This window comes from Tessaracoccus lacteus, from assembly GCF_029917005.1.
Lineage (GTDB): Bacteria > Actinomycetota > Actinomycetes > Propionibacteriales > Propionibacteriaceae > Arachnia > Arachnia lactea.
In genome coordinates this window covers 713,249-731,883 of sequence record NZ_CP123967.1, presented here as the reverse complement: position 1 = coordinate 731,883, position 18,635 = coordinate 713,249, and the positions used below count along the sequence as shown (strand labels likewise).

17 protein-coding genes and 4 tRNA genes are annotated in these 18,635 nt (G+C 68.8%); 4 read left to right on the top strand and 17 right to left on the bottom strand.

Annotated features, from left to right (window positions below):
- Window positions 1–4 precede the first annotated feature (4 nt).
- From QH948_RS03310 to QH948_RS03285, 6 genes are all read right to left on the bottom strand, one after another.
- Window positions 5–766: a DUF5134 domain-containing protein gene (locus QH948_RS03310; protein WP_281145517.1), complete on the bottom strand. Its 762-nt coding sequence runs from the start codon at window positions 764–766 to the stop codon at window positions 5–7.
- A gap of 274 nt (window positions 767–1,040) precedes the next feature.
- A tRNA-Phe gene (locus tag QH948_RS03305) sits at window positions 1,041–1,117 on the bottom strand.
- A 26-nt stretch (window positions 1,118–1,143) separates the two neighbouring features.
- Window positions 1,144–1,220, bottom strand: a tRNA-Asp gene (locus QH948_RS03300).
- A 135-nt stretch (window positions 1,221–1,355) separates the two neighbouring features.
- Window positions 1,356–1,428: transfer RNA gene (locus QH948_RS03295), tRNA-Glu, on the bottom strand.
- Window positions 1,429–1,557: 129 nt separating this feature from the next.
- Window positions 1,558–2,925: a VldE C-terminal domain-containing protein gene (locus tag QH948_RS03290; RefSeq protein WP_281145516.1), complete on the bottom strand. Its 1,368-nt coding sequence runs from the start codon at window positions 2,923–2,925 to the stop codon at window positions 1,558–1,560.
- Between the two features lie 360 nt (window positions 2,926–3,285).
- Window positions 3,286–3,921: a hypothetical protein gene (locus QH948_RS03285; protein WP_281145515.1), complete on the bottom strand. Its 636-nt coding sequence runs from the start codon at window positions 3,919–3,921 to the stop codon at window positions 3,286–3,288.
- Between the two features lie 65 nt (window positions 3,922–3,986).
- Between QH948_RS03285 and QH948_RS03280 the strand changes: the two genes are divergently transcribed.
- Window positions 3,987–4,059, top strand: a tRNA-Lys gene (locus QH948_RS03280).
- Between the two features lie 62 nt (window positions 4,060–4,121).
- Here the strand turns inward: QH948_RS03280 and QH948_RS03275 are convergent.
- A complete protein-coding gene (locus QH948_RS03275) occupies window positions 4,122–5,198 on the bottom strand; it encodes a type I restriction enzyme HsdR N-terminal domain-containing protein (RefSeq protein WP_281145514.1) in 1,077 nt (358 codons plus the stop codon).
- Window positions 5,199–5,755: 557 nt separating this feature from the next.
- Here QH948_RS03275 and QH948_RS03270 point away from each other — a divergent pair.
- The gene (locus tag QH948_RS03270) at window positions 5,756–6,538 is read left to right on the top strand and encodes an Ltp family lipoprotein (protein WP_281145513.1); all 783 of its coding nucleotides are present in this window, start codon (window positions 5,756–5,758) and stop codon (window positions 6,536–6,538) included.
- Between the two features lie 73 nt (window positions 6,539–6,611).
- Window positions 6,612–7,718: an aminotransferase-like domain-containing protein gene (locus tag QH948_RS03265; protein ID WP_281145512.1), complete on the top strand. Its 1,107-nt coding sequence runs from the start codon at window positions 6,612–6,614 to the stop codon at window positions 7,716–7,718.
- Window positions 7,719–7,727: 9 nt separating this feature from the next.
- Here QH948_RS03265 and QH948_RS03260 read toward each other — a convergent pair whose 3' ends face one another.
- Window positions 7,728–8,708, bottom strand: a complete 981-nt coding sequence (locus QH948_RS03260; protein ID WP_281145511.1) for an alpha/beta hydrolase — start codon at window positions 8,706–8,708, stop codon at window positions 7,728–7,730.
- A 12-nt stretch (window positions 8,709–8,720) separates the two neighbouring features.
- Window positions 8,721–8,933: a DUF3073 domain-containing protein gene (locus tag QH948_RS03255; RefSeq protein ID WP_219080941.1), complete on the bottom strand. Its 213-nt coding sequence runs from the start codon at window positions 8,931–8,933 to the stop codon at window positions 8,721–8,723.
- Between the two features lie 207 nt (window positions 8,934–9,140).
- Here QH948_RS03255 and QH948_RS03250 point away from each other — a divergent pair, with 207 nt between their 5' ends.
- The gene (locus QH948_RS03250; RefSeq protein WP_281145510.1) at window positions 9,141–11,354 is read left to right on the top strand and encodes an NADP-dependent isocitrate dehydrogenase; all 2,214 of its coding nucleotides are present in this window, start codon (window positions 9,141–9,143) and stop codon (window positions 11,352–11,354) included.
- 61 nt (window positions 11,355–11,415) lie between these two features.
- Here QH948_RS03250 and QH948_RS03245 read toward each other — a convergent pair whose 3' ends face one another.
- From QH948_RS03245 to purF, 8 genes are all read right to left on the bottom strand, one after another.
- On the bottom strand, window positions 11,416–12,054 hold the full coding sequence (locus QH948_RS03245) for a biliverdin-producing heme oxygenase (RefSeq protein ID WP_281145509.1): 639 nt from the start codon (window positions 12,052–12,054) through the stop codon (window positions 11,416–11,418).
- 148 nt (window positions 12,055–12,202) lie between these two features.
- A complete protein-coding gene (locus QH948_RS03240) occupies window positions 12,203–12,889 on the bottom strand; it encodes an esterase/lipase family protein (RefSeq protein WP_281145508.1) in 687 nt (228 codons plus the stop codon).
- Window positions 12,876–13,688 carry an alpha/beta fold hydrolase gene (locus tag QH948_RS03235; protein ID WP_281145507.1) on the bottom strand — a complete coding sequence of 271 codons (813 nt, stop codon included), beginning with the start codon at window positions 13,686–13,688 and terminating at the stop codon, window positions 12,876–12,878. The genes QH948_RS03240 and QH948_RS03235 overlap by 14 nt, the downstream gene beginning before the upstream one ends.
- A gap of 9 nt (window positions 13,689–13,697) precedes the next feature.
- Window positions 13,698–14,663: a WxL protein peptidoglycan domain-containing protein gene (locus QH948_RS03230; protein ID WP_281145506.1), complete on the bottom strand. Its 966-nt coding sequence runs from the start codon at window positions 14,661–14,663 to the stop codon at window positions 13,698–13,700.
- Between the two features lie 5 nt (window positions 14,664–14,668).
- On the bottom strand, window positions 14,669–15,547 hold the full coding sequence (locus QH948_RS03225) for a hypothetical protein (RefSeq protein ID WP_281145505.1): 879 nt from the start codon (window positions 15,545–15,547) through the stop codon (window positions 14,669–14,671).
- Window positions 15,544–16,053 (bottom strand): hypothetical protein, encoded by a 510-nt coding sequence (locus tag QH948_RS14170; RefSeq protein WP_438874117.1) that lies wholly within the window; start codon window positions 16,051–16,053, stop codon window positions 15,544–15,546. The genes QH948_RS03225 and QH948_RS14170 overlap by 4 nt, the downstream gene beginning before the upstream one ends.
- A 71-nt stretch (window positions 16,054–16,124) precedes the next feature.
- The gene (gene purM, locus QH948_RS03215; RefSeq protein ID WP_281145504.1) at window positions 16,125–17,165 is read right to left on the bottom strand and encodes a phosphoribosylformylglycinamidine cyclo-ligase; all 1,041 of its coding nucleotides are present in this window, start codon (window positions 17,163–17,165) and stop codon (window positions 16,125–16,127) included.
- A complete protein-coding gene (gene purF, locus QH948_RS03210) occupies window positions 17,162–18,595 on the bottom strand; it encodes an amidophosphoribosyltransferase (RefSeq protein WP_281145503.1) in 1,434 nt (477 codons plus the stop codon). The genes purM and purF overlap by 4 nt, the downstream gene beginning before the upstream one ends.
- Window positions 18,596–18,635 lie beyond the last annotated feature (40 nt).

Here is an 18,635-nt window from a genome sequence, read left to right as displayed (position 1 = left end):
GCCCTCAGAAGGCCAGCGCGGCGAAGAACGGCAGCACCGGGACGAGCAGGCCGGTACTCATCCAGAACATGCCGAAGTTCATCGCGAAGTCGGACAGCGCGGCCAGGCGGTACTTCGTCGTGCCGACGGGGCGGATCTCCGCGCAGCAGGCAGCAAGTTCCCCCACGCCCTCGCCGCGGTTGTCGAACACGCGGATCAACGCGACGATGCTCGCGACCAGCAGGTACGTCATAAAGGCCAGCCCGACCACCGCGAACCACCAGAGCGCCCCGCCCTGCTGCTGCATGGCAGACATGGAGTCCATGCCGCCCATCGAGGAGCCGGAGCCCGCCATGTCGCCGTGGCCGGACATGTCCGTGTCGGCCTCGGCGGAGGCTGCCGGCGCGGACATCGCCGCGGCCATGACGGCCATCGCCGCCAGGTGCCACACCATCGCGCCGAACATCATCGAGTGCCCGGCGAAGTGCTTCACCCCGGCGGCGTCACCGGCGGCCCGCGAGACGGGGATGCGGGCGATGAACCAGAGCGTCGCGGCCACGAAGATCACCGTCAGGCCCCAGGTCGGGACAACCGCGGTCAGCCCCTTCCACGTCGGTCCCGCGATCATGGCGAGCATCACGACGGCCATCGCGACGTGCAGGACGTTCGAGACCCGCTGGACTCCGGTCTGTCTCCTCGTCACCTCGTAGATGCACCAGATGGTGCACCAGGCGAACAGGATCAGCAGGCCGATGAACTTCACCGGGGTCGCGTCGAACGTGAACATGGGGTCCTTCCGGAGGTCTCCCGGTGACTCTAGTGGCGCCGGAAAGGGCGGCGCGCCATTTCCGCGCAGGTCGGAGCAGCACCTGTGGCCGGCGCGGAGGAAGGCGATGTCGTCGGAGGCGGTCGGGATCCCTCGAAGCCGAGCCCGTCGACGTAGAAGCGTCGCGACGCGGTGACGTCGCGGACCCCGACCCTGATGGCGGTGATGTGCGGCGCGGTCATGCGGGAAGGCTACCGATGCCCTGAGACCAGAAAACCCCGCCTGGGCGGGGTGCTGGTGGCCAGGGCCGGGATCGAACCGGCGACCTTTCACTTTTCAGGCGAACGCTGCTACCAGCTGAGCTACCTGGCCAGTAGGAGAAGCATTCAGCCTCATCCTGGCGACCCCGACGGGACTCGAACCCGCGACCTCCGCCGTGACAGGGCGGCGCGCTAACCAACTGCGCTACGGGGCCAATTTCTTGACCACTTTGCCGGCCTCATCTGCCAGCCCGATAACTATAGCGTGACCCCCTCGAGGTTGTCACATCGGGCATCCGCCCTTGTCATTACCGGTTGGCGACACTCCCTCGAGGGGTTTGACGCCGTCGCATCCCCAACGGGATTCGAACCCGTGCTGCCGCCGTGAAAGGGCGGAGTCCTAGGCCGCTAGACGATGGGGACCAGCGGTGACCCATCATAACGGATAGCGGCGGGAGGGTGGCAAACCGCCCCGCCGGGCTCGCGACACAGTCCGGGCCCGGTGCCGAGGAATCAGCACCGGGCCCGTCCTGGTACGGCTGGTGGGGGGAATCAGCCGTAGGTATTGATGTGGACGTGGTCGTAGTGGTTGGCCGTGTCTCCGCCACGGTCCGCCATACTCCGCCAGCCCTCGCTGTCACGCGCGATGTTCCAGATCTTCTGCCCGAAGATGATGTAGTTGATGTTGTACTTCCGCGCGTTTGCCCGGTAGTACCTGGCGATGGTCCAGCCCAGGTCCTGGTTGGACTTGTAGCCGGGGATCATCACGTCGACGGCGCGCCCCGCGGGGTGGTCGGGAGTCACATCCCGGCGCCAGCCGTACATCGTCTTGATCTGCGGGAACCGGTTCCACACGTCGCGGGCGATGGCCTGGACGTTGGCGTTGGTCTTGTCGAGGCCGCTCGAGTAGCCCTTGTTCAGCGATGAACTGTTGCCGCTTGAAGCCGAGGATGACGGCTTCGACGACGAGACGTACTTCGACGTGACCCACTTGATCGCACCGTTGTAGACGATCTCAGCCCGGGAGTTCTTGACCGTGCCGGTGACGGCCAGCTTCGACCCCTTGGCGATCTCGCCGCTGTAGGAGCTTCCGGTGCTCTTTGCCCACACATTGAGAACCGCGGTGGCGTACTTCGTGGTGGTCGCAGGCGTCTCGGACGCAGACGGCGAGTTGGTCGACCCGCCGACCGACGTCAGGTACTTGTTGTTGACCCAGCGGACGTTGCTCTTCCAGATGATCTGCGCCATGCCGTTCTTCACGGTCCCCGTCACGTCGAAGATCGTTCCCTTGGGCGCGTCACCCAGCGATGTGAAGCTCGAGGTGGACGTCGTGCGGATCATCAGGACGGTGGTTCCGCGCTTCTGCCCGGTGACCTTGGGCAGCGACGAACTGGTCGACGGCTTGCTCTGCGTCAGATAGCTGCGCGATGCCCACAGGGTCTTGCCCTTGTAGGTGAGCTGCGCGAAACCGTTGCTCGCCTTGCCGGTCAGCGTGACCGAGCGCCCCTTCCCGAGAATGACATAGCTGCTGTGCTTGGTCGACGCCCCCGTGCGCAGGTTCAGGTTGGCGGTCGTGTACCAGGTCCCCTTGGCGACAGACGTGGTCGCATTCGTCGACGACGAGGAGGAGGCACCCTTGAGGTACTGGCTGTACACGTACGCGGTCTTCCCGTGATAGGTGACCTTCGTCCAGCCGTTCGTCGTGCCGGACGCCTTCAGTTTGTCACCCTTGCTGAGGATCGTCAGCGACGACGACGACGTCGTCGGCTTGCTCCTCACGTGGACCCGGGTGATGGCCGTGACCTCGGAGGTGCCGGCGTCGGCCGAGGGGCCGGTCGCGACGGTCCCGAGACCCTGGACCAGCACGGCCAGTCCGGCGGCGACCGCAGTAGCCCGGATGCCCTTCAGTGCTCTTCTCACGTCTCTCCCAATAGCTGTGCATGGCAGACGTGACGCTTCCTCGAGCCTTGGCGACCCCGACACGTCTGCCGATGCCCTGGACCCTAAGAACGCTCTCAGGGTCACAACAAGGGTGGTTGAGAGTTTGCTGAGAGACTTGCGAAGCGACACGCCGCATGCGTGGGAGAAACCACAACCGTGTCATTAATGGCGTCCTGACGAGGGGTATCTCAGGGCTGACTAGGGGTTCTCCCGGAAGGTCCTGGTCTCTTGCCAATCCTGAGGAAGCGATCCGCATCCTCAGGAAACGTGCAGTCACAGCTCAGGTGAAGCACCGCTTGAGGTTCAGTTCACAAGGTTGAGGTTCAGGTTCCTCACAGCTCAGGCCGGCTGGACCCAGGCCCTCGCCCCAGTGCTCGACCAGGCGGCAGCCGTGCCGTATCCGGCGGGGGGGAGGTAGCCGGACCGGAGGTCGTCCTCGGCGACGGGTGTCGCGCCGGTGAGTTCGGCGAGTCTACGCCTGTCACGGGTCCCGGCTACCGCGGCAACCACCGGCATCCCTAACGCCCGACGGTTGGCGGCCAGGGTCACGAGGACCTCGTCGGCGATGTGCGCGGCCACCAGCACCAGCGGAGACTCTGCGGTCGCGGTCCCCAACGGCGCGAGCAGTTCCCGCATGGACGTCACGTCGCCGTCGATGACGAGGAACCGGGGACCGGTCAGTTCCGCTCCCGCGCTTCCCGTCGCGAAGTCGGGGTGCGCGTGACCGAACCCGAACCCCTCGCCGCGGTGCGGGAGGCCACCCGACGGGTCGGCCGCCGGAGAGGGCATCGCGTCGATCTCGTCCTGCGTGACGTAGCGGGGCACGATGCGGTCCACGGACTCGACCCCGCGCCGCGGGGCCGGCTCGCCCGCGCCGGTCACCGTCCGGCGCTGCCGGCGGTCGACGAGCACCGCGGCGGCGAGCAGCACGACGCCCGCCGCCACCACGACGAGGAACCAGGCCAGGGGCGACATGCCCCCAGCCTGCCACGTCGGGCCACCCCGCCGACGCCCGGCGCGGATGCCCTAGACTGCGTGACGCCCCTATAGCTCAGTTGGTAGAGCAGTGGACTTTTAATCCATGGGTCACGGGTTCGAACCCCGTTGGGGGCACCCACGCGGTCCGAGCGATCTGGCCGGTTGGACCGCCTCAGCGACCTCTGACGCGGACGCCGCTATCTGTAGCGGCGCACAGCGTCCCGAATCTGCTCGGCATGCTGGTAGATGTCAGAAACGCGTTCGAGCGGAATGCGCTGCTCAGCCTTCGCCTCATCCAAGAGACCGATGTACTTCTGCTGGCGGTTGAGGTGCAGACGACAGATGGGCTTCCGGTTGTTGTCATCGAGCAGCACGCCGTAGTAGGACTTCGTATCGCGAGCGACGATCCGCTCGACCGGCACCTCGCTGACGGCGATGGCACGAACGATGTTGTATCCCTCGACCTCTTCTATGGTGGTCTCGATATCCTCACCTCTGGTCGGGGTTCCGACCTCCGCCTGCACCTCGGCCTCTGGCTCGTCGCTGGTCACAGATACCGCCACGCCGTGCCCCTGAAGCACGGTCTTGAGGCGAGCGTTCACCTGGTCGGTGACCCACTGCTTGCACGCATTCGCCACAACACCCCCGAAGAACTCACGCATCTTTGCTGTCATGGGACGGTCGTGGACGCTGGCTGCGAGCAGTCGCACAAACTCCTCGCTCGGTTGATTGAACTGTTCGCCGATCGCCGCCTTGATTCCCGAGACGTACTTCAGTTCCTCAGCGGCGGACAGCACGGAATCGAGATCAAACGTGGCTTTCGTGACCTTCTGGAGTTCCGGCAGGGCGTACGGATCCACGTCCAGCAGATCGAGGCGCAGAAATGGACGCTGATCCATCTTGTTCGGTTGGTCAAGGTCCGTGAAGAAGTGCCAACGCTGACCGTTCGTCAGCACCCCGATTCGAGCGTTGGTCACATGGAAGTACCGGAACGGCTTGGAGGCATGGTTGATGTTGAGCGGCGCACCGATCTGCTTACACTCGACCAGCATCTGGACCTCGCCGTCACGGAGGATCGCAAAATCGACCTTCTCCCCCTTCTTCGTCCCGACGTCTGCAGTGAACTCCGGCAGCACCTCGCTGGGGTCGAATACGTCGTACCCCAACACCTGGGCGATGAAGGGCAAGACGGCAGCGGTCTTCGTCGCTTCTTCTGTGGTCAGTGATGGGCCATGCTCATTGATCTTGCGCGATACCCTTGATCGAATCCTCAACTGCCATCCGAATACGGCTCTGTGTCAAGTCCTCGACAGTCTAGCGACGCTGGAAGAAACCAGCGGCGCCTGGCTGACATTGCTCGGCATCCGCGCGAGGAAGAGTTCCGCTCGCACAGGAGGGTCCATTCACATTTCGCGGGCACGACCCTCGTGGCGGAGATCACACCTGGCCGGGCTCACTGTCGCGTAGGCGTGTTCCACCCGGACTGGCGAAACCGTGCTCGTAGGTGATCTCCTGGTCCCGCTCGGCGAACTCGCAGAAGACGGTCAGGCCGCCGGCCGGGGCTGGATCGTCGGAGGTAGCGCACATTACAAGAGCCAGCTCGCGACCGGCGATTGGAGAGACTCGCCCTCCTCGGTGGCGCGGACCGCGTCGACAAGGGAGGCTGCCTGCTCATCGCCGACGAAGCCACTGGCCCGGCTGCCAGCGCCGCGCCGACAGCTCGGAAACGACTTGCGGCCAGCCTATCGCCGGGCCGCGACGCGACCGCGGAAGAAAAGTGTCGGACCCCGTCCCTAGCCTGAAATCAGTCGACGAAAGGAACGGGGAAATCATGACCGCCCCACTGGTCCCCTCGGGCAGGAAGCCCTTCTACATGCGCTGGTGGTTCATCATCACCGCCGCGGCCGTCATTCTGTTCGGCGCCATCGGCGCCATGGGTGGAGATGAGCGCGAGGCTGTGGACCCGGCAGCCGGAGCCACCAGCACTGCCGCTGCCACCGACAACGCCACCACCGAGGCGGTCGCCGCCAGCTCGGCCCCCACCCCTGCGGCGACAACCCCGGCGGAGGATGCCTCCACCGCGGAGGCTGCGCCGGAGCCCACCGAGTCCCCGGAGGAGGCAGCGGAGGAGCCCTCTGAGGAGCCCGAGCCGGTGGTTCCCGCCGAGTACCTGGCCGCCCTGGACTCCGCGCAGGGCTACATCGACCTGATGTCGTTCAGCAAGTCCGGCCTGTACGACCAGCTGACCAGCGACTACGCCGAACAGTTCCCGAAGAAGGCCGCCAAGTACGCGATCAAGCACGTCGACGTCGACTGGAACGCGGAGGCCCTGGAGTCCGCGCAGAGCTACGTCGACTCCATGGCGTTCAGCAAGGCCAGCCTCCACGACCAGCTGACCAGCGACTACGGCGAGCAGTTCACCGCCAAACAGGCCGACTACGCCCTGAAGCACGTCGACGTCGACTGGAACGCTGAGGCGCTCGAGTCCGCGAAGAGCTACCGCGAGCACATGTCGATGTCGGACTCCGCGATCCGCGACCAGCTGACGAGCGACTACGGCGAGCAGTTCACCGCCAAGCAGGCCGACTACGCCCTGAAGCACCTGAACGACTGACGCGTGAGACGGGCGTCCGGGCGCCCGGTCCGGGCGATATGACTGGGGTGCCCATCAACACCGAGGAGCCCCCATGCTGTCCGAACGCATCGAGCGCCTGCGCCCTTCCCCCATCCGGCGGATCCTCGCCGTCGCCGACCGACCGGGCATGGTCTCCTTCGCGGGCGGCCTGCCCGCCACGGAAACGCTGCCGTCCTGGTCCGCGTCGGTGGATCCCAGCGTGCTCCAGTACGGCCCCAGCCAGGGTGACGCGGTGCTGCGGGAGGCCGTCTCGGCCCAACTGACCGCGCTGGGCCTCGACGCCCCCGCAGACCGCGTCATGATTCTGAGCGGCAGCCAGCAGGGCATCGACCTCGCCGCCAAGCTGCTGATCGACGCGGGCACCCCCACCGCGGTGGAGTCGCCCACCTACCTCGCCGCGCTCCAGGTGTTCCGGCTCTACGGAGCGCGGCTCGTGGGACTCGATCAGGTCGGCGGCGGCGGCGCGCGGCTGGCCTATGCCATCCCGACGTTCGCGAATCCGACGGGCCGCTGTGCGAGCCCGGCCGAGCGGGACACGCTGGCCGACGCCTGCCTTCGGAGCGGCACAGTCCTCTTCGAGGACGACCCGTACCGCGACCTCGCCTACGCCCCCCTCCCCGCGACGCCGATCGCCACGCGGATGCGGGGTGGCTCCTGGATCTACCAGGGCTCGTTCTCCAAGACGTTCGCGCCGGGGCTGCGGCTCGGGTTCCTCGCCGCGTCCGAGGACCTGTTCACGCCCCTGGTCATGCTGAAGGAGTCCGTCGACCTGCACAGCTCCCGGCTCTCGCAGCGGATCGTGCTCGACGCCATCGAATCACCTGGCTGGCCGGCCAGGCTGGCCGGGCTCGTCGACTTCTACCGGGGCAGACGCGATCCTTTCGCCGCCGCGCTCGACCGGCACTTCGCAGGCCTGGCCGAGTGGGAGACGCCGCCGGGCGGCCTGTTCTTCTGGCTCCGACTGACCTCGCCTATCGACACGCGCACCCTGCTCGACGAGAGCCTGCGTCGGGGCGTCGCGTTCATGCCGGGCGAGGAGTTCTACCCCGGAGAGCCGGAGGTCGGCCACCTGCGGCTCAACTTCAGCCACGCCGCACCAGCGGACGTCGACCGCGGGCTGGCCACCCTCGCAGACCTGCTCCGCGAGCAGGCCGCCTAGCAGGTGGCGCTACTCGGCTGGGTTCTCGGTGCCGATCGAGTAGCAGCGTAGGAAGCGTCCGTACTCGGCGAACACCCGCGCCCGGACCTCCGGCGCCGAGAGCGCGAGATCGTGCAACGCGTCGGGGATCCGGACGAGCACGATGACGTCGCCGAGGCAGTGTGCCCGCTCGGCGATGGCGTTGACGTCGAGCACGATGTCGGCCTTCGACAGGGCCTCGTCCCACTTGCGGCGGAAGTCGGTGCGCTCGGAGACGGCCACCAGCACGGGGCAGTCGATGTCGAGGCCTGCGGCGACCCGGCCCTGGGCGGCCATGATCGCCGACAACCAGCCGATCCGCACCAGGAAGGCGGGATCGCCCTTGAGGTTGTGGTTGTACGTCCACTCCCCGTCCTCGAGCGCGGAGATGGACCGCCGGTAGAAACCGTTGTCGGTGCCGGGGAAGGGAGTGGTTGGCAGCAGCGCGCTCGCCGCGCTGAACATGCGCTGCGTCGCGGACCTCATGCTCGACATGGCCTGCAGCTCCAGCCACGGCGAGTTGAGCACAAGCGCGGAGAACTGGCCGGGCCGCTCGCTCGCGTAGATCGAGAGGAGCAGGCCGCCCGTCGAGTGGCCCATCAGGACGATCTCGTCGTGCCCCTCATCGCGAATCAGGCTGACGGCGAGGTCGAGCTCGAGGTAGTAGTCCTCGAGTGCTGCGACGTACCCGGCGAGCTGCTTCGGCCGGAGCGACCGGCCGTATCGGCGCAGGTCGATCGCGTAGAAGTCGTAGCCCTGCGCGTCCATCTCGTCGGCCAGGTGCCGCTGGAAGAAGTAGTCGTTCCAGCCGTGCACGAAAAGCACCGCCCGCGCGCTCCGCGGAGCGGCCCGCCGCACCACCGTCGCCACGAGCGAGCGCTCAGGCTCCAGGGCATACGTCGGCTCGTCGGGAAGTTCGAACTCCAGACACTCGAAACCCGCGAGTTCCCGGTCAGGCACCCACGGGTTCATGCTGCGGACGGATCAGGACGAGCGACGCTCGTCGTCGTCCTCGAAGTCTGCGTACTGGTCAGCAAGATCCGCGTAGGGATCTGGGAGGTCATTGCTCTCGCTCGTAGCGAGGGCTGAATCGCCTCGGAGCTCACGCTCCAGAGAGGTGAAATCGGTGTCCACCGCGCGATACTTCAGATCGCGGGCAACCCTGGTCTGCTTCGCCTTTGCACGGCCGCGCCCCATATCGGGTCGACCCCCTTGCCTTTGTACATCGCGGCCTGGCCGCGGAATCTTCAACTAACTCGTGGGTACAGGCTACCGGGTCACCCCGGCTAGTCCAAAGAGCGCCCACCGCGAACACCGCGCGCGCTGCGGATTGACGCCGGACGACAAGGCGCGTCATCGCTAAGCTGGCGATGCGACCCCACATCATGAGGAGAACTCACGCCCATGGGCAAGATCATCTACACCCTCACCGACGAGGCACCCCTTCTCGCCACCTACTCGTTCCTGCCCATCGCCCGGGCCTTCGCAGGCCAGTCCGGGGTGGACGTCGAGACCCGCGACATCTCCCTGGCGGCCCGCATCCTGGCCCAGTTCCCCGACGTCCTGCCCGCGGAGCAGCGGGTCGACGACGCGCTGACCGAGCTCGGCGAGCTGGCGAAGACGCCCGAGGCGAACATCATCAAGCTGCCGAACATCTCGGCGTCGGTCCCCCAGCTCAAGGCGGCCATCGCCGAGCTGCAGGGCCAGGGCTTCGCGATCCCGGACTACCCGGAGGACCCCGCGACCGACGAGGACCGCGACGTCCGCGCGCGCTACGACCGCGTGAAGGGCTCCGCCGTCAACCCCGTGCTCCGCGAGGGCAACTCCGACCGCCGCGCGCCCGAGTCCGTCAAGAACTACGCGCGCAAGAACCCGCACCGGATGGGCGCCTGGAGCGCGGACTCGAGGACGTCCGTCGCGACCATGGACGACGGGGACTTCCGCCACACCGAGCTGTCCGTCGTGCTGCCCGCCGACGACGTGCTGACGATCCGGCACCGCGCCGCGGATGGCACCGTCACGCCGCTCAAGGAGAACCTCACGGTGCTCGCCGGCGAGATCGTCGACGCCGCCGTGCTGCGCGCCGCCGCCCTCGACGCGTTCCTGGCCGATCAGGTCGCCGCCGCCAAGGACGCGGGCGTGCTGTTCTCCGTCCACCTGAAGGCCACGATGATGAAGGTCTCCGACCCGATCATCTTCGGCCACGTCATCCGGGCCTTCTTCCCCGCCACGTTCGAGCGCTACGGCGCCGACCTGGCCGCAGCCGGCCTCTCCCCCAACGACGGGCTCGGGGCGATCCTGGCCGGCCTCGACGCCCTGGATAACGGCGCCGAGATCCGCACCTCGTTCGCGCAGGAGGTGGCGGACGGGCCGCGCCTGGCGATGGTGAACTCCGACAAGGGCATCACCAACCTGCACGTCCCCTCCGACGTCATCGTCGACGCCTCGATGCCGGCGATGATCCGCACCTCCGGCCATATGTGGGGCCCGTCCGGCGAGGAGGACGACACCCTCGCGGTGCTGCCCGACTCCTCCTACGCCGGCGTCTACCAGGCCGTGATCGCGGACTGCCAGGCCAACGGCGCCTTCGACCCCCGCACGATGGGCACCGTGCCCAACGTCGGGCTGATGGCACAGAAGGCCGAGGAATACGGCTCGCACGACAAGACCTTCGAGATCGCCGCCGACGGCGTCGTCGAGATCGTGAACGCGGCCGGCGACGTGCTGACCTCGCACGAGGTGGCCGCTGGCGACATCTGGCGCGCCTGCCAGACCAAGGACGCGCCCGTGCAGGACTGGGTGAAGCTCGCCGTGAGCCGCGCCCGCATCACCGGCTGGCCCGCCGTCTTCTGGCTGGACCCGGAACGCGCCCATGACCGGAACATCGCGGCGAAGGTGGAGACGTACCTCGCCGACCACGACACCGACGGCCTCGACCTGCGGGTCCTGAGCCCTGTCGAGGCCACGACGCTGAGCGTCACGCGCATCCGCGCCGGGGAGAACACCATCTCGGTGACGGGCAACGTGCTGCGCGACTACCTCACCGACCTGTTCCCGATCCTCGAGCTCGGCACCTCGGCGAAGATGCTGTCGGTCGTCCCGCTGATGGCGGGCGGCGGCCTCTTCGAGACCGGCGCCGGCGGCTCGGCCCCGAAGCACGTGCAGCAGCTCGTCGAGGAGGACTACCTGCGCTGGGACTCCCTCGGCGAGTTCCTCGCGCTGGCCGCGTCGTTCGAGCACCTGGCTCAGGCGGAGGGCAACGCCCGCGCCCAGGTGCTGGCCGACACTCTGGACCGCGCCACCGGCTCGTTCCTCGACAACGACAAGTCGCCCACCCGCCGCATCGGCGGCATCGACAACCGCGGGTCGCACTACTGGCTCGGCCGCTACTGGGCCGAGGAGCTGGCGGGCCAGAGCGTCGACGCGGAGTTGGCCGCAGTCTTCGCCCCCGTCGCCGCAGCCCTGGCCGATGGCGAGGAGAGGATCGTCGGCGAGCTGAACGGCGTGCAGGGCCACCCGGCCGACATCGGCGGCTACTACCGCCCCGACGAGGCGAAGACGACCGCCGTCATGCGTCCGTCGGAGACGCTCAACGCCGTGATCGACGCCCTGGGCTGACCTCCGAACACAGCGCAACGCCGCCGGGTTCCTTCTCGGGACCCGGCGGCGTTGCTCGTGCTCAGCGGGCGTCGAGCGCGGCGAAGATGGCCTGGTTGAGCTCGAACGCGACGACCGACTCGGCGACGGCCTCGTCGAGCTGCTCCTCTGTGAAGGGTGCGGCGTCGAGCGCGTCGCGGTAGCGGTCCTTGTACGGCTTGACCTTCTCGATGTCGGCGAAGTGGTAGAAGGAGATGCCGGGGTCGCCCGGCGCGATGCCGAGCGAGCGCCCGAAGATCGCACCGAGGGCCTGGCCGCCCGACAGGTCGCCGAGGTAGCGCGTGTAGTGGTGCGCGACCAGCGACGGGGCGCTCCCGGAGATCCGCCGGATCCGGTCAGCGTAGGCCTCCGCCTCCGGGGTCAGGGGCACCTCCGCGCCGTCTGCCAGGGCCGCCAGGTCGGCGCGCAGCGACTGCACGCGCTCCAGCGCAGGATCGTGGAACGCCGCGAAGGACTTGTCGTCGGCCAGCCCGCGGGCGGCTTCTTCGAGGGCCTCGTAGACGTGCAGCAGCTGCCGGGTCAGCACGAGCAGGTCCTCGCGGGTGGCCTCGCCGTGGGCCAGGCGGGTCATGAAGGCACTGTTCTCGGCGCTCTCGTGGGCGGCGCGGGTCTCCGTGCGCAGTCGGGCGGCGAGTCCGGTGGCGGCCAGCTGGGTGGTCATCGAGATGGTCTCCTCTTCACGTCGCCCGACCGTTTACGTAAGGTCAGGCATACCTAATTCGCCAACCTCAGTATGACACATTCGCGACAGGGTGTCTCTTTCATGACGACAGGGTGTCCCACCCACGTGGATGGGGGCGCCGGCGGGTTCAGCAGGAGGCGGCGTCGACGACGGCGGCCAGGGTGTCCGCGTCGCTCAGGATCCGGAAGTGACCCATCGCCGCGACCTCGACGTTGACCGCGCCGGGCAGGTGCGACCCGCCGGGGATGTGCGGGTCGAAGGCGGGGCTGATCGACGTGATGCGGTCGTTGACCTCACTCCGGGCACCCAGGTCCACGATCGCGGCGTCCGCGGGGCTCAGCGAGCTGACCACCCGCCAGGGGATGAGCCTGGCCAGCGACGAACCGGCGAATGGCGTCGCCACCGCCACCAGCGAATGGACGCGTCTGCCCTCCTCCCCCAGCATGACGAGCTTGCCGACAAGTCCGCCCTTGGAGTGCGCGACCAGCACGACGTCGGTCAGGTCGCGGGCCGCGAGGTAGGCGGCGGCGATCACGGCGCCGTCGGCCAGGGTGGCGGTGTTGCGGCGGAGCTCCGGCAGCGTGTGGACGGGGTGCCCGGCGGCGTGCAGCGCCTCGGCGACGGGCCGCATCATCGTCCAGTCCTCCAGCACCCCCGGCAGCAGCACCACCGGGCGTCCGTCGCCGTCGGCGTAGCGGGCGGGGACGGCCCGGCGCATGAGGCCGCCGCCCAGCGCCCAGGCGACGTAGCGGTAGTCGGCTCCCCAGAACCAGCCCCGCCGCGCTACCACGCGGAGGCCGTCAGCGATGGGCATGCTCGTCGATCAGGTCGGCGATCCTCTGCGGGGCCGCGAACATGGTGGCGTGCGGCCCCGGGACCGAGGCGAACCAGCCCTCGGGAAACAGCGACGCGAGCCGGCGGCCCCACTCCAGGGGGACGATCGGGTCCGCCTCGCCGCAGATGACCAGCGTCTTCGCATCGATGCCGGCGGCCAGTTGCTCCATGTCCGTGCCGAGCAGGTGCGGCAGCTGCTGGGCCATGTAGGGCACGCCGGCCCGGAAGAAGTAGTCGTAGAGCGCCATGCCGGTCACGCGGGGTGGCTCGCGCAGGCCGTTGGCGAGCAGGAGCGCCCCCAACTTGGGCAGCGAGTGTGCGTCGGGGACGACGACCGGCGCGATGAGCACGATGTGGTCGACCTCCTCCGGGAAGTCGGCGGCAAGCTCGGCGACGACCTGCGTGCCCATGGAGTGACCCACCACGACGGGATGGTCGAGGTCCTTCTCCTTCAGGTATCGGCCGACCATGGCCGCGTGGTCCTCGATCGTCATGTCCCGGTCTGGGCGGGGCGAGCGGCCGTAGCCGGGCAGGTCGAGGAGGTGGACGTCGCCGTGCTGCGCCAGCGCGACGGCGGTCGGCCCGTAGGAGCGGGCGGAGACGCCGATGCCGTGCACCAGGACGAAGTCCGGCCCGGACTTCTCGGGGACCTGACAGGGGAAGCGGTAGGCGACCATGGAGGCGTCGCCGTAGCCGCTGCGGCTGGTGTGGTACTCGACGGTGCCGATGTAGCGGCGGCGGTAGCGCACCTCCCCGCGGGACGTGTGACGACGGGACATGGGTGCAGCCTAGCGAGCGGAATCCTCTGTGTCGGCCGCGTCTGCGTCGACCCACTCGTAGCGGGACCGGGCCCGCACGACGGCCACGACGGCGCCGGCCACGGCCACCACGGCGACGATCGCGATCCAGCCCCACGGGACGACCCAGACGGTGGTCTCGGCGGTGACCGGGTCGGCCATGGTGCCGTCGATGCCGGTCGGCTGGACGGTGACGGTCACGGTCGTCGGGCCCAGCGCCCAGACGCCGGCGACGGTGGTGGCGCGGTCGACGGTGCTGCTGGGCAGGGTCTCGGGCACCTCGCCCGTGGTGCGGCCCGAGCCGAGGCCGCCGGGCCCGGAGGCCGTGAGCACCTCGGGCGCGAAGGCCCGTCCGGTCCCGTCGTTGGTGACCCGGTAGCTGACGGCGAGGTCGACCGCGGCGAAGGGGTTCCACGCAGGCGGCGCGTCGACCGTCAGGTCGGAGACGGCGAGCGACGTGGTGACGTCGCCGGGGACGCGCAGGTGGATGCGGGTGCCGAGGCGGCGCTCGACGGCAACGGTGCCCCCGTCGTCGGCGGCCAGCACGCTGACGAGTCCGCCCGCGTAGTCGCCCGGCGTCGCGTCGTCGGGCACGGAGATGGTGAAGTCGATCTCCTGCTTCTCGCCGGGCTCGAGGGTGACCTCGTCGGCGGAGGTCGTGACCCAGGAGCCGAGCCCGGTGGGCTCCTGGTCGCTGGGGATCAGGTCGAGCTGCCCCGAGCTGGTGGTGATCGCGTCGGTGGCGAACACCCGCAGCGTGATCTCCTCGCTGCCGGAGTTGGTGAGCACCCACGTGTCCTCGACCGACGACCCAGGCTCCTCCTCGTACGCGTAGTTCGCGCGGCCGGAGCCGTCGTCGGACACGGAGACGCTCCAGGAGACGTCGGCGTGCGCCGGCAGGCCGACGGCCACGAGGAGGAGGGAGAGGATCGCCGAAGCGAGGACACGTGGGCGCATCTGCATCAGCCCAGGGCGGTCAGCGTGAGCTGGGCGTTGTAGGCACCGGCGGTGGTGGAGGCCAGCGCGTGCAGGGTGAGTGTCGAGCCGAGCGTGGCCTCACCCTCGGAGCCGGAGGCCAGCGTCGCGGGGGCGGCGAGCCCGGGGGCGTGGGCCTGGACGCGGGCGCCGACCTGGGCGTCGCCTGAGATCACCTTGGGCTGCCAGCCGAGCGACCGGGCCGCGATGGTGCCGCCCGTGCTGGAGGTGAAGTCCGAGACGTAGCCGTTGACCGACCACTGGCTACCCTCGCGGGTGTCGCTGACGGTCACCTGAGGCAGCTCGCCGGAGGCGGAGAAGCCCTGCGGCAGCACCGAGGCGGTGCCGAGGTTGGCGGTGCCGGAGACCGAGAGGGTCAGCGCGGGCTCGGGCTCGGGCTCGGTGGTGTCGGGCACCACGACCTCGACGTCGACGTCGCCCTTGTCCTGCTCGGTGGGCTCGGTGGTGGGAGGCGTTGTCTCCTCCTCGACGTCCCAGCCGACGGTCAGCGCGGTGGCGGGCTTCTTCGCGTCGGCGCCGCCGCCCGAGGAGTACCAGTAGGAGGTCTGCCCGGTCAGCTGCTGGAAGTCGACGAACTCCTGCGGGAACGCGCCCCACGAGGTGCCGGTGGTGGTCTGGCTCACGCCGGTCACGGTCACGCCGAGGTAGTCGGGCGTGACGGTCAGGCCGTCCTCCGTCAGCTCAACGTCGGTCAGGGTGGCCATGGTGACCGTGCGGCCGGAGATGGCGTCCCACTCGGACATGTCGTCCATCGAGGTGCCGTAGCCGCTCAGCGTGGCGGTCAGGGTGCCGGTCCCGTCGGAGTCGATCGTGAGGACCGGGTCGGTCGCGCTCCAGTAGGTCATGCCGCCGTAGAAGGCGCTCGTGAAGGAGCCGGTCCAGGAGACGGTGGCGGTGCCGGACTCGAGATCGACGGTGCCGGTGCCGCCCGAGAAGACGGCGCGGTTGTTGGTCGACGAGCCGGCGGCGGTCCCGACGGCCGAGCCGTTGGCGCCGAGGCACTTGGTCGCCAGGAGGAGTCGCGGCCGACGACGTTGGCGCCAAGGCCGAGCTCGAAGACGATGCGCGAGGTGGTGCCGTAGAGGTCGAGCGCGAGGATGCGGGAGATGTCGTCGACGACGACCTCGGTGCCCTGGACGTCGGTGACGGTAGCGGGGATCGCGGGCTGCGGGTCGTCGGCGATCGCGTGCACCGTCGCGTCGTCGACGGTGGCGGTGACGGCTCCGGTTAGCGACTGTGCGTAGTCAACCCGCTGGGGGGACGTCACCCCGCCGCACGCCGTCAGGGCCAGCACCAGCGCTCCGGCAAGGAGTTGCGGACACCGTCTCAGGGCAAGGGAAGCGATCGTCACGCCCCATAGGTTAGGCAAAGCTCACCAGATTTTGCAACCTTCCCTGCGCATTAATCGGTCGGCGCCACAGGTCAGACTAACCGCGCCGCGCCGGCCCCCTCCTCGTGGATGATCTCGCCGAGCACCCAGCCGTGGACCTCGCGCTGCTGCAGCGCGGCCAGCGCGGCGGGGACCTGGGCCTGAGGCAGGATCGCGACCATGCCGACGCCCATGTTCAGCGTGGCATCGATATCGGCCTGGGGAACGTTGCCGACCTGCTGCACGAGCTGGAAGACGGCGGGCGGGGTCCAGCTGTCGCGCCGCAGCACGGCTGTCATGCCGTCCGGGATGACGCGCGCGAGGTTGTTCTCGAGCCCGCCGCCGGTGATGTGGCTCATCGCGTGCACGTCGGCCCTGGAGATGAGGTCGAGGATGTCGAGCGCGTAGACCTTGGTGGGCTCGAGCAGTTCCTCGCCCAGGGTGCGGCCGAGCTCGTCGACGTGCCGGTCGAGGCTCCATCCCGCCTTCTCGAGCAGCACGTGGCGCACCAGCGAATAGCCGTTGGAGTGCAGTCCCGAGGACCTCATCGCGATGACCGCGTCGCCGGGCTGGACGAGGTGGGCGCCGAGGATCTGGTCCTTCTCCACCACGCCGGTGGTGGCACCGGCGATGTCGTACTCGTGCGGTGCGAGCAGGCCGGGGTGTTCGGCGGTCTCGCCGCCGACCAGCGAGCAGCCGGCCGCGACGCAGGCGTCGGCGATGCCGGAGACGATGGCCGCGATGCGCTCGGGCACGACCTTGCCGGTGGCGATGTAGTCGGTGACGAACAGCGGCTCGGCGCCGCAGACGACGAGGTCGTCGACGAGCATGCCGATCAGGTCGAAGCCGATGGTGTCGTGCTTGTCCAGGGCCTGCGCGATCGCGACCTTGGTGCCCACGCCGTCGGTCGAGGTGGCGAGCACCGGGTTGCGGTAGCCCTTGAGCGCGGAGGCGTCGAAGAACCCGGCGAAACCGCCGAGCCCGCCGAGCACCTCGGGTCGGCGCGTCCGCTGCACGGACGCCTTCATCAGCTCGACGGCGCGGTCGCCAGCCTCAATGTCGACGCCGGCGGCGGCGTAGGCGCTCTGGTTCACTTCACGACCTCCAGGTTCAGGAGCTTGGCCTGTGCGGGTGGGATGGCGACGGGGTACCTGCCGTCGAAGCAGGCCCGGCAGAGGCTGTCCGCCGGGATGTGGGTGGCCTCGGTCAGGCCATCGATGGAGATGTAGCCGAGCGAGTCGGCGCCGATGGAGGTGCAGATCTCGTCGACGCTGAGCCCGGGCGCGATGAGCTCGGCGCGGGTGGCGAAATCGATGCCGTAGAAGCACGGCCACTGGACCGGCGGGGACGAGATGCGCACGTGCACCTGACTGGCGCCCGCCTCGCGGAGCATCCGCACGAGGGCACGCTGGGTGTTGCCGCGCACGATGGAGTCGTCGACGACGACGAGCCGCTTGCCCTCGATGACCTCGCGGAGCGGGTTGAGCTTCAGCCGGATGCCGAGCTGGCGGATGGTCTGGCTCGGCTGGATGAAGGTGCGGCCGACGTAGGCGTTCTTGACGAGTCCCTGTCCGTAGGGGATGCCGGAGCCCTGTGCGTAGCCGATGGCCGACGGCGTGCCCGACTCGGGCACGGGGATGACGAGATCGGCGTCGACGGGGAACTCCTCGGCCAGCTTCCGGCCGATCCGCACGCGGGTGGAGTGGACGTTCTGGCCGCCGATGGTGGTGTCGGGGCGGGCGAGGTAGACGTACTCGAAGATGCAGCCCTTGGGCTCGGGCTCGGCGAAGCGCTGCGTCCGCAGGCCCCGCTCGTCGATGGCGAGGAACTCGCCGGGCTCGACCTCGCGCACGAAGCTCGCTCCGACGATGTCGAGGGCCGCGGTCTCGGAGGCGACGACCCAGCCGTTGCTCAGCCGGCCGAGCACAAGCGGGCGGATGCCCTGCGGGTCGCGGGCGGCGTACAGCGTCGTCTCGGTCATGAAGGTGAGGCAGAAGGCGCCGACGAGGCGCGGCAGGACGCGGAGCGCGACGTCCTCGAGCGGCAGGTCGCCGAAGCTGGACATCAGGGCCGTGACCAGCGAGGTGTCGTTGGTCGAGTCCATGGTCTTCTTGCGCGGCACCTTCTCCGACGGGGCGAGCTCGGCCAGCCAGTCCTCCAACTCGTCGGTGTTGGTCAGGTTGCCGTTGTGGGCCAGCGCGAGGCCGCCGTGCTGCGTGGCGCGGAACGTGGGCTGCGCGTTGTTCCAGACCGACGCGCCGGTCGTGGAATAGCGCGTGTGGCCGATGGCCAGCCGCCCGGGCAGCGACCGGAGCGTGGCCTCGTTGAACACCTGGGACACGAGCCCCATGTCCTTGTAGACCATGATGCGCTGCTCGTTGCTGACCGCGATGCCCGCGGACTCCTGCCCGCGGTGCTGGAGCGCGAACAGGCCGTAGAACGTGAGTTGCGCGACGTCCTCCTCGGGTGCCCACACCCCGAAGACGCCACATTCCTCTTTCGGACCTTCAAAGTCGTTCGGCACCGGATCAGCCTATACGGAAGGCGCCCGGGCGGACCTCTTC